Origin of the sequence: Pontibacter pudoricolor, assembly GCF_010092985.1 — a bacterium.
Classification (GTDB): Bacteria; Bacteroidota; Bacteroidia; order Cytophagales; family Hymenobacteraceae; genus Pontibacter; species Pontibacter pudoricolor.
Genome location: NZ_CP048106.1, coordinates 3,666,860 through 3,680,648, shown reverse-complemented (window position 1 = coordinate 3,680,648; position 13,789 = coordinate 3,666,860). Strand labels below are relative to the sequence as shown.

The 13,789-nt window shown below is 47.3% G+C and carries 8 protein-coding genes; 4 read left to right on the top strand and 4 right to left on the bottom strand.

The genetic code is table 11. The features are described from left to right. Nucleotides 1–346: 346 nt before the first annotated feature. Nucleotides 347–889 carry a dTDP-4-dehydrorhamnose 3,5-epimerase gene (rfbC, locus tag GSQ66_RS15945; protein ID WP_162428370.1) on the bottom strand — a complete coding sequence of 181 codons (543 nt, stop codon included), beginning with the start codon at nt 887–889 and terminating at the stop codon, nt 347–349. A 22-nt stretch (nt 890–911) separates the two neighbouring features. Further along, nucleotides 912–2,030: a glycosyltransferase family 4 protein gene (locus GSQ66_RS15940; protein ID WP_162428369.1), complete on the bottom strand. Its 1,119-nt coding sequence runs from the start codon at nt 2,028–2,030 to the stop codon at nt 912–914. 151 nt (nt 2,031–2,181) lie between these two features. Here GSQ66_RS15940 and GSQ66_RS15935 point away from each other — a divergent pair, with 151 nt between their 5' ends. From GSQ66_RS15935 to ppk1, 4 genes are all read left to right on the top strand, one after another. Then, complete coding sequence (locus GSQ66_RS15935; protein ID WP_162428368.1) at nt 2,182–2,898, top strand: SirB2 family protein; 717 nt, start codon at nt 2,182–2,184, stop codon at nt 2,896–2,898. Between the two features lie 3 nt (nt 2,899–2,901). Then, nucleotides 2,902–4,089, top strand: a complete 1,188-nt coding sequence (gene hflX / locus GSQ66_RS15930) for a GTPase HflX (protein ID WP_162428367.1) — start codon at nt 2,902–2,904, stop codon at nt 4,087–4,089. 1,062 nt (nt 4,090–5,151) lie between these two features. Continuing rightward, entirely contained in the window at nt 5,152–5,646 is a 495-nt protein-coding gene (locus tag GSQ66_RS15925; protein WP_162428366.1) for a SixA phosphatase family protein, read from the top strand. 80 nt (nt 5,647–5,726) lie between these two features. Further along, entirely contained in the window at nt 5,727–7,823 is a 2,097-nt protein-coding gene (gene ppk1, locus GSQ66_RS15920; protein ID WP_162428365.1) for a polyphosphate kinase 1, read from the top strand. 829 nt (nt 7,824–8,652) lie between these two features. On the opposite strand, the gene GSQ66_RS15915 is transcribed toward ppk1, so the two are convergent. Together GSQ66_RS15915 and GSQ66_RS15910 are read right to left on the bottom strand one after the other, a co-directional pair. Beyond that, a complete protein-coding gene (locus GSQ66_RS15915; protein ID WP_162428364.1) occupies nt 8,653–9,768 on the bottom strand; it encodes a DUF6268 family outer membrane beta-barrel protein in 1,116 nt (371 codons plus the stop codon). A 4-nt stretch (nt 9,769–9,772) separates the two neighbouring features. Further along, a complete protein-coding gene (locus GSQ66_RS15910) occupies nt 9,773–13,588 on the bottom strand; it encodes a metallophosphoesterase (RefSeq protein ID WP_162428363.1) in 3,816 nt (1,271 codons plus the stop codon). Between the last annotated feature and the right edge of the window lie 201 nt (nt 13,589–13,789).

The following is a 13,789-nucleotide window of genomic DNA, read 5'->3' as shown; positions in this document are numbered from 1 at the left end:
TTGCATAGCAAAGACGCAAAATATTGCATCTTTACAAACCGAGCCATTGTTAGTGTTTTCACCAACAATCCACTAGTTGGCTGACTGTGCTTGTTGGTAAAAACACACAGCAAGAGCTTAAGTTATTAGCAGAAATAGCTCTTGAAAACCAATAATCTATAGTTAACGGCTATAGTTCTATAGTTTCTGCCATCATTAGTTTTGCTTTTTCAAAGCAACAAGTTACGCTAATACTGAACTTACGGCAGAGACTGTAATACATAGCCATACCAATCTAATAAATCGCCATTAACCCCGGTTCAGACAAAATCCTGCTAAATCAGGAAAATCATTTTAATCACTGGTCCTAAAACGGCGACTCAAAGTTTTTTAACAACGGCAGCACTTCATCCTTCGGCGATACAAGCGGGTTTTCAATTCCCCAGTCTATGCCTAGTTCCGGGTCGTTCCAAAGCAAGCCGCCTTCTGCTGATGGCTGGTAGTAATCGGTGCACTTGTACAGGAAAGTAGTATTATCCTCCAGCGCTACAAAGCCGTGGGCAAAACCTTCGGGGATATAAAATACATTCTGCATTTCGGCATCTAAAACGCAGGCAATGTATTTACCATAGGTAAGCGAATCTTTACGCAGATCTACAGCTACATCCAGCGCACGACCTGAGGAAACACGAACCAGTTTGCCCTGCGCGTAAGGTGGCTTCTGGAAATGTAAGCCGCGCAGCACACCTTTCTTAGATACCGACTGGTTATCCTGTACAAAGTTTGGTTGTATGCCCAATGGCTCAAACCACTTCATACTGAACGTCTCTAAAAAATAACCACGGTCGTCGCGGAAAACCCGTGGCTGAAACTCTACTAACCCTTCAATCTCAAACGTCTTAAAATCCATCTATACCTTAAGTAACTATAGTTTATACTTTCTTAGAGTTGGCCACCTCGGCAATAGCGTGCAGGTAGCGTTGTATCACAAAGTTCACATCAAATTTTGTTTCGGCAATATGGCGGCTGGCTTCTCCCATTTTCTGTAGCTGCTCCGGCGGCATCTGCAGCATCTGCTCCATTTTTTCGGCCAGATCGGGGGCATTACGTATGCGGCACAACAAGCCGTTTATATTTTGCTGCACCACTTCGCGGCAGCCGGGCACATTGGTCGCGATCAACGGTTTTGCCATGGCAGCAGCCTCCAGCAAGGTGCGGGGCGTGCCTTCGCGGTACGATGGCAGCACGACGCAATCGGCCTGCGCAATTATAGTTGCCACATCATCGGTTGTGCCTAAATATTCTACTGCACCTTCAGCCAGCCATGCATCCAGCACAGTTTGCTTTACCCCGAACCGGCTGAGTTCATCTACCTGGCCCAGCAACTGGCATTTTATAGTTGGGTACTTTACTTTCAGTAACCTGCAGGCTTCCATGTACTCGGCTACCCCTTTTTCATACAATACCCGCGCTATCATCAGGAAAGTGAACGGAGCATTAGGGTCAGGCTTTAGAACCGGTGTAAACGCCTGCAGATCTATCCCTGAACCTGGCAACACTTCCGTTATGCCCGCTCTTACCAAATTATGCTTCAGGAAAAGCCTGCGGTCGTCCTGGTTCTGAAAAAATACTTTAGCCGGGTACTGAAATGCCTGTTTGTATAGTTTGAGCGCGATACTGGAGATGTAGTCTTTCTTGATAAACACCGTGCCCAACCCCGACACATTGTTAATTGCCGGAAGGTGAGCAAAGTGCGCCGCTATGGCTCCGTAAATATTAGGTTTTATAGTATAGTGCAGCACCACGTCGGGCTTTACGCGGGAGTAGGCCCGGTACAGGCGCCAGGTCAGCCAGATATCTTTAAAAGGATTAGTGCCTTTCTCCATGGTTACCGGCACAAATCTGCAACCGGCATCTATCAGTCGCTGCGAGTAGTTGTCGCGGGGGGCAATAGCTATCACCTCATGGCCTTCTGCCAGCAATGCCTTTATCAGGCTTAGCCGGAAGTTGAAGATGTTCCAGGAAGTGTTGATAACGATAGCTATGCGCATAAATGCTTTACAGGAGCAGGAGGTTGATTTGGTTGCCGCTTTTGTACTCTTTTAACGCGCCAAGTTACCTAAATTAAGCCTATCATCTGAAAAAAATACCCTAAATTGCACCTTCTCTTCTCAAACTTTTGCCTTTAAAATAAAACCAACTATGCCGGTCACCGCCTTCTTACACACCCATGTTCTGGTAGTGATCTTGTTTCTACTGCTGTTTACTATAAAAACAGGGCTGTTACTGCTAAACAAACGTGATGCTTTAGCCAGGCTGCGCAATAAGACTAAAGTCGCCGAGATGATTCTGGGTACACTTATTTTGGTAACCGGCGGCTGGATGTTGTTTAACTATAGCGGTATACCGGGCTGGCTGATCACAAAAGTTGTGTTGGTACTGATCGCTATTCCGATGGGTATAGTTGGCTTAAAGCGCGAGAATAAAGTACTGGCTGTTTTAGCACTGCTGATATTCTTGTATGTATATGGCGTTGCCGAAACCGACAGCCTGGCCATGCAGAAAGAAGCGCCTGAAAATACCACGGTTGCTCCTACGCCAGAAACACATGTTGCCGACACAACAGATACAACACCCAATACTTCAGAAACTGCCCCGGCAGATATAGTTGCCTCCCTTAACCAGACGGCGTTAACCAATGCGCAGACAATTTTCGTACAACAGTGCGCCACATGCCACGGCGAAGACGGAACGAAAGGATTAAGCGGAGCTGCCAACCTTACACAAAGCCAGCTTAACCTTACCGGCCGGAAGCAGGTAATTGCAGAAGGCCGTGGCTTAATGCCAGCTTTCGGAGAGCAACTGAGCGAACAGGAGCTTGAAGAAGTAGCGGCCTATACCATGACGTTTAAAAAATAATTAATGGCCAAACAGAAATTTTACGAAACCGCCAAGCCCCGGGAAACTGCCGTGCTGGTAGCCGTACCAGCCTACCGCCAGACAGATGAGCAGACCAACGAATACCTCGATGAGTTAGCTTTTTTAACGGAGACTGCCGGCGCACAAACTATAAAACGCTTTATACAGAAGCTCGAAAAACCAGACCGTGCCACCTTTGTGGGCAGTGGTAAACTGGACGAGATAAAAGCCTTTGTACAGGAGCACAACGTGGATATGGTGATCTTTGACGATGACCTTAGCCCGTCGCAGGTGCGTAACATTGAGCGCGAACTACAGATAAAAATTGTAGACCGCAGCTTACTGATACTTGATATTTTTGCGCTGCGAGCCAAAACTGCCCAGGCTCACGCCCAGGTAGAAATGGCCCAGTACCAGTACCTGCTGCCACGCCTTACCAACCTCTGGACTCACTTATCCAAACAAAAAGGTGGTATCGGTATGAAAGGTCCCGGTGAAACGGAAATTGAAACTGACCGCCGTATAGTCCGCGAAAAAATAACCTTGCTGAAAGAGCGTCTTAAAAAGTTTGAGAAGCAGAACTTTGAGCAACGTAAATCGCGTGCTGCTATGGTTAGAGTGGCACTGGTAGGGTATACTAACGTTGGTAAATCCACCATCATGAACCTGCTCTCCAAATCAGAAGTGTTTGCAGAGAACAAGTTGTTTGCTACCGTTGATGCTACGGTGCGTAAAGTCGTTTTCGAAAACATTCCGTTCCTGCTTTCTGACACGGTTGGGTTCATCCGTAAGCTGCCTACCAAACTTATCGAGTCGTTTAAATCTACCCTGGATGAGATCAGGGAAGCAGACTTACTGGTACACGTAGTAGATGTTTCGCATCCGTCGTTTGAAGAGCATATTGCAGTAGTAAACGATACCCTGAAGGATATTAATGCCGCCGAAAAACCGGTACTGCTGGTATTCAACAAAGTGGATCTTTACTTACAGAAGCGCGAGCAGGAAATGCAGGAAGAAGGCCACGAAACCCTTCCTTCCATCGAAGACCTGAAAGCGACCTATATGGCTAAAATTCATGCACCGGCACTTTTCATTTCAGCTACCAACAAGATTAACATCGAAGGCCTTCGTGATGAACTGCACCGCCGTGTTGCAGAAATACATTATGAACGCTACCCGAATAATGTGTAAGAATACTTTTTAAAGAAACATTAAAGGGAGCTGCCTAAACGGTGGCTCTTTTTGTTTTATGTCTGAACCATAGATGAACAGGGGTTAGATTGATTTCAGGATTTGTGTTTTGCTATAGTTGAGGGTGTGGTTTTATAGTTAGGGTATTACCTGCCCTCCCGGAAATCACCTCATCTAAGCCCTCTCCTTTTGGAGAGGGCCCTAGCCCCAAAACAGGAGAGGGAGTTTTGTAAAAGTTATAGTTCTATAGTTCGTATTGCTGGCGCGAGCGTCCTCGCTCGTGACTTGGAATGGTGTGGAGTCTCCTGACTCTACTGGCCGGCAGGGACAGGTATTGTCTGAACCGGGATTAAGTGAGATTTAATGGATTTTCAGGATTAGGCTACTGCTTTAGTTGAAGCTATCATTTTATAGTTGGCGTTTTAACCCACCCCTGCCCCTCCCAAGAGGGGAATTGCGGCTATTGTTAAAGCTTAGCTATAGTTTTATAGTCTTATAGTACAGCCTGTCGAGCGGACTGGTTTACCTGTCCCTGCGGAATTACAACCACGATAAAGCGATGCAACAACAGTCTTTCATACTATAGCAACTATAGCTATCGAAAGATCACAGTCTTTGGGTTGAGCGCCTTTGCTTTGTTGCGGTGCCGCCAGGCAAACCGAGCAGAGCGAGGGTAGCAAGAAAGCAGCAGCGCGATGCCCGAAGACGGGGCCTCCCGGCCGTGAGGGCACCAAAGCCAGATTGAAACGATAGGTAAGTAGAGCTCCCAGGATTAGAAGAAACTATAGAAGAAAAGGCTAGGTTGTAACTGCAGCTATAGCACTCAGATTTCTCACGCTGTTCGAAATGACAAAAGAGAACTATAGACCACATAAGATCCCTAGGCTTTGCTCGGGATGACAAACGAGAAACTATAGAACAATCAAAATACTTCAACTTCTCTCAAGATGACAATCCATTACCCAACCTCCCCTACCACAACTATTTCCCATCACTTTCAGTAAAGACACAGAACCATAGTAACTTTTGAATATGCTATCGGTTTGAATGATTATTGATCCCATGAAGACATTATATATCCTGAGACACGCTAAGTCGAGCTGGGAATTTGAGGAACTAAGCGACCACGACAGACCCCTGAATAAACGCGGACGTAACGATGCCCCCCTGATGGGACGGGAACTTTCATCGCGTGGCGTTTTACCCAACCTGATCGTGTCGAGCCCGGCAGTGCGTGCTATTTCTACAGCTACCCTGATAGGCAAGGAGCTTGGCTATGATCCTGATGACATTGTAATTGACGAACGAATTTATGGCGCAGACAAGAACATGTTGCTTGAGGTTGCGCAGGAGACACCTTTAGAAACTGAAAGCCTGATGCTGGTAGGCCATAACGACGCGCTTACTGAGTTTGCGAACATGTTATCGCCGGAAGCAGTGGGCAGCATTCCTACTGCCGGTATAGTTGCCCTGACCTTTGAATGTGAAAGCTGGTACGAGATTAACCACGACAACGCTGAGTTCCTGTTCTTCGACTTCCCGAAAAATTACGAGTAGAGCGCCCGCTTTACACTACACCATATTGCTGCACTTGCACCAACCTGCAAACTATAGTTGCCGGCACAAACCTTACTAAAATGGAAAAAGAGAAAAAAAAGAAGCACCAGACAGAGCCGAAGTTTATTAACCGGGAGCTTAGCTGGCTTGCTTTTAATTATAGAGTATTACAGGAAGCCCGCGATAAAAAGGTGCCTTTACTGGAGCGCATCAAGTTTATGGCCATTTTCTCATCAAACCTGGATGAGTATTTTAAAGTACGCGTGGCCACCCTGAAGCGCCTGGTAAAACTAAAGCGTAAAACAATCGAAAAACTGGATACCGACCCCGCAGAGACGCTAGCCCAGGTACTGGAAGAGGTAAAGCGACAGCAGGATGAATTCGGCGAGGTATTTCGTGAAGGCATTCTGGCCGACCTTAAAAAAGAGAATATACACCTGCTGACAGAGAGCGACCTTACTGCCACACAAAAGAAATTCGTCACCACATATTTTAAAGAAAACCTGCAGCCGCTGCTATTGCCCATGGTTATGGACGATAACGAAACGCACTTTTTCCTGAAAGACCAGACCGTTTACCTGGGTGTGCAGATGAATGGCGCAAAAAAAGGCACCACCAGACCAGAGCAATACGCTATGCTGGAAGTGCCAACTAAAAAACATGGCAGCCGCTTTATAAAACTACCCACTCAGAAGAACAACAGGTATGTCATGTTTATAGATGACGCCATCCGTACCTGCCTGCCTTTGTTATTCCCGGAATACAGCAAGTTTGATGCACATGCAGTAAAAGTATCGAGGGATGCGGAGCTGGATATTGAAGAGGATATCTCGGCTAACCTGATGACCAAAATAAAGAAAGGACTGAAAAAACGTGAAATAGGCACCCCTGCCCGGTTACTATACGACCCTGAAACACCACAGCCCCTGCTTGATGAAATAATGGCGCATACCGGTATAACAGACGAAGAACTGGTAGAGGGCAGCAAGTACCATAACTTCCGCGACTTTTTCGGCTTCCCGAATTTCGATCTGCCTGAACTGAAGTATGAACCGCAGCCTACGCTGGTGCACCCCTTGCTGGAAAAGGAACCAAGCATACTGGCAGCCATGCAGAAGCAGGATTACATTGTACATTACCCGTATCAGTCTTTTGATTATATAGTGAAGCTGTTTAACGAGGCTGCCACCGATCCTGCCGTTACAGCCATCAGCGCGACACTATACCGCGTTGCCGATGGTTCTGAAATTGCCAAGGCCCTGGCCAAGGCTGCTAAAAATGGCAAGCTGGTAACGGTTGTTGTAGAGCTAAAAGCCCGCTTCGATGAAGAGTCTAACATATTCTGGGCGGGTAAACTGCAAAAAGCAGGAGCCAATGTTATACTGGGCGTTCCGGACCTTAAAGTACATTCCAAGTTAGGGTTGATAACCCGGAACGAGAACGGCAAAATGGTAAACTATGCCTACCTGAGCACCGGTAACTATAACGAAGACACCTCTAAAATTTACGCTGACCATGCCCTGTTTACCTGCGACAGCCGCCTGACAAAAGATGTGGAACAGGTCTTCAATTTCTTTATAGACCGCCAGCCGGATAAAAAATTCAAGCACTTGCTGATGGCGCCTATTAACATGCGCGAGCGGTTTGTAGAGTTAATTGAGAAGGAGGTAAAGAATGCGAAGAAAGGCTTGCCTGCTTCCATGATCCTTAAAATGAATGCCCTGCAGGATGATCGCATGATCCGTAAACTATATGAGGCCAGCCAGGCAGGCGTAAAAATAGAGTTGCTGGTGCGGGGTATCTGCTGTCTGCAGCCGGGTATAGAGGGCCTTAGCGAAAATATAACAGTGCAAAGCATTGTAGACCGTTACCTGGAACATGCCCGCGTTTATATCTTCCATAACAACGGAGACGAGAAATATTATGTCGCCTCTGCCGACTGGATGACCCGTAACCTGAACCGCCGCGTAGAGGTTGCTTTCCCGTTGTATCAGCAGGGTCTGATAGACCAGGTTCGCACCATTATAGACCTGCAACGCTGCGACAATACCAAAGCCCGCCAGGTTAATAACAGCTACGTGGAAAAAACCTCTACCGAAGAAACAAGGTCTCAATATGCCACGTACGATTACCTCCGCAGCCTTATACCGAAAGGCATGAAAGCTGAACGGAAGTAATGTTTTAAGATATCTATTTAAAAGAGCAGGTTGCGTTAATTCACAGCCTGCTCTTTTTGTATGGTAGGGTTATCGTTTGGGCTATCGTTTTACCCCTTCCCAGCCTTCCCCATAACAGGTGAAGGTGCTTTTGGCCTTTGCTATAGTTTAGGCTGTAGTTTATAATTGGCGTTTTAACCCACCCCTACCCCTCCCGAGAGGGGAATTCCGGCCTTTGCTATAATTAGTGGTCACAGTTCTATAGTCGCGGTTTATCATCCCCCTGCCCCCTTCAAAGGGTGACTTTCTGCAACTGCTTTTCAATCTGTCATTTCGACGAAAGGAGAAATCTGAATTAGCTATAGTTACAGACCACGCACAGGACAGGTTTACCTGTCCCAACGGAAATACAACCACGATAAAGCGATGCAACTATAGTTTCTCTAAGCAACTAAAAGCTAGCTATCGAGCTGATCGCAGTCTTTGGGTTGAGCGCCTTTGCTTTGTTGCGGTGCCGTCAGGCAACCCGAGGTACGAGGGTAGCAAGAAAGCAGCAGCGCGATGCCCGAAGACGGGGCCTCCCGGCCGTGAGGGCACCAAAGCTAAATTGAAACTGTAGGCAAGTAGAGCTCCCAGGAGTAAAGAAGGCTATGGAAGTAAAGGCTTGGTTTGAATAGTAGAGTAGTAAACTATAGAACCCAGATTTCTCACGCTGTTCGAAATGACAAACGTGGGATTATAGAACACATATGATTTCTCGGTTTCGCTCGAAATGACAGGTCGGGGAACAAAAAAGGGTTGCGACTATAGTTGCAACCCTTTTCAGAAATCTCTTACACTAACTTTACTACTATTTTTTCTTCTCCATAAAACGCCTTGGTGGCACAGCATATAACTCGACACGGACATAGCCTGCGCCAGCCAGATCATTTTTCAGAATCTCGTCTTGAGAACCGATCTCATCGAATACACGGTTGCGGTAGTATTGCCTGAAGCCGCCCTCAAGAGAGAACCACAGGAAATCGTAGATCTCGCGTTCCAGCCTTAAAAAGCCTTTAAAGTCGGTACGGCGCAGTTCTATTTCTTTAAACTCTGATAAAGGTCCTTCATCTACAAACAGGTTATAGCTCGCACCATCTATTTTGTACCCAGTGTAAAGCAACGTCTTCTCGTTTACATTGTAGCGCACTCTTGTGTTGGCCGGGAAGATGGCTTCAACGCCCCAGGTATCGTTAAAGGTACGGTTATAGATAACGGCCGGGTAAATGCTTTTTCTGCCAAATGTGTACCCAACCTGGAAACCAACTCCAATTACATAGTCCGGAGATTTTTTCCAGCCGTAACCCGCCTCAAATGTTGATTTTAGATAATCTATTAAGTTATGGCTGGCATTGTCTTTCCCCCAGTCTCCATTTATTTCACCTTTTACCCGGATCAGGTAAAACCGACGACTATCTACAGAACGGAGGTAGGCCAGCTGCGTACCCAGGCTTTGCAGGTTTTTATCTTCCAGGTAGCTATACAAAGGGTAAGAAGCCGGCGATACATTTTCGAAGTTAAATTCTTCCATGCCATAGTCTATTCCGAAAATAACTTTAGTCTGAGGTCTGTTAACCAAAGGCGCATAAACACGGGCCTCAAACTTATTATTGCGCCGCACGCGTCCGCTTCCGCTTTCAATGCGCGGGTCTTTGGAATCAGATTCTATATCGAATTGTGGAAGTCGTTCATAACTCAGCACGATGCCCCGGCTTTTACCCATGTTGCGCACACCCGGGCTGGCAAATTCTTCAAGTAGTTCTTCATCCGGGCCCTGCGCCTGTGCCTGCCCTATAGCACAAAGAATAGTTACCGCTCCTAAAAGTAGCTTTGTGATCTTCATAGTTTTATAGTGTATAGTATGGCCTGTCTGTAAAGCAGAAAGAGCCGCAGGTTTTACATACGACTCTCTTTTATTAAAGTGCATTAATTTAAAACTGGAAGCCGAAGTTGAGCATCCACAGCTTATCTTCTTTGCTGAAAGAACGAGTTAACGTAAACACGGTGCGGTTCAGGAAATCAGCCCAGATACCTGCCCCGTAGCCATTGTGCAGGCTTTTAATAAAGCTTTGCGCCCGGTCTTCGTCGTGGTATACGCGGCCTGTATCGTATAAGCCTAACACGCCAAACCTGCCTGGAGCCAGGTAAAGATTAAAATCGAATAACTGGATACGTCCTTCAGCATTGGCATAAATGCCACTGCGGCCGGCATAGCGTGTGCGCCTGTAACCGCGCAGGTTTTCGGCACCGCCCAATGTACTGGCCTGGTAAAATCTGTACTCGCCTATATTATGCATGGCCCCTATGCGACCAGCCCAGGTTAACTGAAACGGGAAGTTAGGTGTAAGGTAAAACCTGAACTCGGAGCTAAGCCGCATATAGTCTAACGACGGCGAGCCTAACTGGTAGTTATAGTTGATGCTGTTATACCAGCGCAACCCTATTCTTGGGTTGGTTTGTGTACCGCCACCTACTACGTTCATGTTGGCAAACGCTTCAAGGCCTACGTATTCCTGTGGTTTGAAAGTGCCGGTCACTTCGTCGTAGGTTCCCGGTTTCAGATTACCGGCCCTAGCTTCATCCACTAAAAAGTTCTCCTGGGCCGGAGTATTTACTTTAAAGCGATCATACGTTGGCCCAATTCCTATTTTAAAGAACGAAGTCGCATCTTTATATAGCATAGCGCTTACCTGCTGACGTTCGAATCGTACACGGTAGTATGCTTCCTCTACATCAGAGGCCTGTTCTGTTTCGTTGCCCAGACCATAAAAATTGCGCTGGTATTGCGGTCCCTGCACGTTGCCGTCAAGCAACACATGCCAGCTTCCCATCACCTCCCTGAAATCGCCGCTGTAATGGATATTATAGGAATTAGTAAGGAAGGCATAGTTAGCTTCAAACAGGTGTTCGGCTGCATACGGATCTTTCCGGAACTTATGCGTGCGTGCCAGTATGCCTGCACCTATAAAAAGGCCGTCGTCTACGTTATATTCAAACGATAACCTCGGGCCAATGTAAGGCTGCTTATAGTTGCTACGGTCGTAGAAGTTTACATCCACATAATGTGAGGTTTCATTCCTGGTTTCAGGGCCAAACACAAGGTTATTACCTGTTTTGAGGTCGTAAACTATAGTATATCTCTTAAAGCCGCGCACGTTGGAGTTGTCTGTTATATCGTCTTCGCCGCCGCCGCCAATTATGCGCACAACTATACCATCATTTACATCGCCGTTAACTATAAATTCATCTTCACCACCCAGGCCGTATAGTCTGATCTCTTTGGTTTCGTTGGTATAAAAAGTGCGTTTATATAGTGTATCGCGCAGTTCGCCTTCTTTGGTGATTTTGTAAACTGTCACGTTGGTTTCTTCGTCGTTTACCCGGTCAACTATAAAACGTTCGTGTTTATCGCTGCCGGCAATATCTACCAGTTTGGCCAGGTAATTATAGTATTTTGCTGCGGCCACCGGCAGTTCATCTCTTCTTGATTTGAGTTTGGCAACAATTTCAGGTCCGGAGATCGGTACTATAGTTTCGGGCAGCTCGCGTACGGCTTCCTCTATTACAGCATCGGTCATATTGGCCTTAATGTCTTCGGCAATGCGCAGCCAGTCCTGCCGCGAAACACTGGACAGGAAGGTACGGTCAACGGTCTGAGCGCTCAGGTTCAGGCCAACCAAATCGCCATAGTCGTAGCCAAAATTCTGTACGTTCCGGATGCTCCATTTGCGGGTAGCCAGCCAGGGCAGTAAGCCATCTACTTTAAAAAAAGCCTGGTCACGGTCTTCGGGTACGGGTATGTACATATCTCCGTTCTTGCCCTCTTTTTTCTTTTCGGCCCAGCGCCACTGCCCTTCGTGCCGGTCCCAGTCGCCAATGAGCATATCCAGCAGGCGGGCACGGGCAAATTCCTGTTCGTCTACCTGGTTATCATTGTCTTGCTGCAGTTCTTCCAGCACTTTATCAGTACCGACCAGGTTTTCGGCATTACCCAGGCTTGCCACGTCCTCGTGGTTTTCATCAGCATCCTCTTCCAGAAAAGCTATCGTATTGCTGAACTCATCCATATACTGGCGCAGATACGGGGTCTGGGGTATATACACCAGTTTCGGGTTAGTATGGTACACGCCGGCAGCATCGGCCAGTTTAGGCACAACCAACGCACCATACGGGTGCTGCGCCGATATCTGGTCCTGTAACAGGTCGCGGGCAACGGTTTCGCGCAGGTATTCCGGCAGGGCCATTGTTGGGTCTTTGTTCACGCTGCGCAGGGTAAACTCGCGGGCATCGGGGTTGCGTACCTTCAGGGATGTAGTTTGCCGGCCGCCGCCTTTCTGGTATGGCCGCAGGCCTCCCTGTTCGTGTTTCATATCCAGGGTTGGTATGGTAACCGGTGTAGCCCATTCCTGGCGGTAATGCTCGCCCAGTAAAAAACGCTTTACGCCGCCAACTTTATAGTTTGTATTGGCAGCGAGCGTCAGGGTGCTGTCGGCATAATTTGTTTCGTCCTGTACCAGCGGTTGCTCTTTACGCGGCTTTTTGGCATATACCGGCGTCCTGAACGTGATCTTGCCTGTAGCCCCATCGCCTTCCGGTGCCCAGAATTCTGTCCATACTTCGCCATTCTCATAATATAAAACTTTGGCGTAGCCTTTTATCTTTTCGGCATAGTGTGCATCCCCGCCACCGCGTATGTCCTGTATCTTACAACCTGATCCGCTAACTATAAGTCCTGTATTGTTATGCTTAAAATACTCCAGGGCATGCTCATGGCCGGCGGCATAAATAATGTTGTCGTATTTATCGAAGATATTGTAGAGGCCTTGTATCAGGGCCTGGTAGCGCGGGTGGGGTATATCCTGCAGAATTCCGCCGTATTTACGCGCAAACGGATAAATAGAACCGATAATCGGCACCGGAAGATAAATCCATTCACGGAGTAGGGTAAACGGGAATATGTGATCTTTTAATGTAAAAAACCCGCCATGCACGCCACGGCTTTTGAGCGGGTGGTGCCCCACGATCATAATATCGCTACCGGCATTTTTTTCAATGATATCTTCGAGTTGTATGAGCAGGTCTACTTCTGTGGCAGCGCCGCAGTCACTGTTCTCGCCATAGGGCCTGTCGAAGGGATGCAGCCACCATTCGGTATCTAAGGCGATCAGTACCAGGTCGTCGCTGATCTTTACTTCATAGGGCCCGGGGCAGCCGTTGCCCGGCACATAAAAGTCTCCGCCAACAACTATATTTTCATCCGTCAGGTATTCGTTAACATACCGTTGCTCGCGCATAACAGCTTCCAGACCACCACGGCCGCTGTGGTTCCAGTCGTGGTTGCCCGGGATCATATACTTTTCGCCGGGGTAGCCCTTCAGAATATCGAGCTGCGCATTTAAGCGCTTTTCAGATACCTCGCGGTCGTAAGCGCCAGGTTCAGGCAAGCCGTTGTGGTACACATTATCTCCTAAAAATATAGTTGTGCTTTGGGCTCCGGCCTCCATCATTTGCTGGCGCATCAGCTTTATCGAGGGTTCACCATTTACCAGGTCGGGAGAACCTACGTCACCTATCAGGAAGACCGTATAAATTACTTTGTTATTTTTAACTGGTTTGGTGGTTTCCCAGTTTGCAGTTTGCGGCCCAAAATATACATCGTGACCGGTGCAGGCACTCAGTATAAATAAAAACATCACCACACCAGACTTAAAGCAGGCGGAGTGCCATGAAGTGTATTTTTTTCTCATAGTTATGGTAAGCAAAGCCTTTTGAGCTGGTGCAGCACGCAGGCATAGCCCGGTTATAAACAGGTAAGCCGAACTATAACCTGCCAAATATATTATAGCAGTTATATACGGCCGGACTGATGTAAATAACGAGCATAATGTTTTTTTAGTTATAACTGTTGGTTACTCCTTAAAACACAGCTACAGCGCCTGCAGCTAACA

Bases quoted from the DNA above. Each gene is read 5' to 3' on its own strand.
- GSQ66_RS15940 (WP_162428369.1), bottom strand. From the start codon at position 2,030: ATGCGCATAGCTATCGTTATCAACACTTCCTGGAACATCTTCAACTTC.
- GSQ66_RS15910 (WP_162428363.1), bottom strand. From the start codon at position 13,588: ATGAGAAAAAAATACACTTCATGGCACTCCGCCTGCTTTAAGTCTGGT.
- rfbC (WP_162428370.1), bottom strand. From the start codon at position 889: ATGGATTTTAAGACGTTTGAGATTGAAGGGTTAGTAGAGTTTCAGCCA.
- GSQ66_RS15915 (WP_162428364.1), bottom strand. From the start codon at position 9,768: ATGCACTTTAATAAAAGAGAGTCGTATGTAAAACCTGCGGCTCTTTCT.
- hflX (WP_162428367.1), top strand. From the start codon at position 2,902: ATGGCCAAACAGAAATTTTACGAAACCGCCAAGCCCCGGGAAACTGCC.
- GSQ66_RS15925 (WP_162428366.1), top strand. From the start codon at position 5,152: ATGAAGACATTATATATCCTGAGACACGCTAAGTCGAGCTGGGAATTT.
- ppk1 (WP_162428365.1), top strand. From the start codon at position 5,727: ATGGAAAAAGAGAAAAAAAAGAAGCACCAGACAGAGCCGAAGTTTATT.
- GSQ66_RS15935 (WP_162428368.1), top strand. From the start codon at position 2,182: ATGCCGGTCACCGCCTTCTTACACACCCATGTTCTGGTAGTGATCTTG.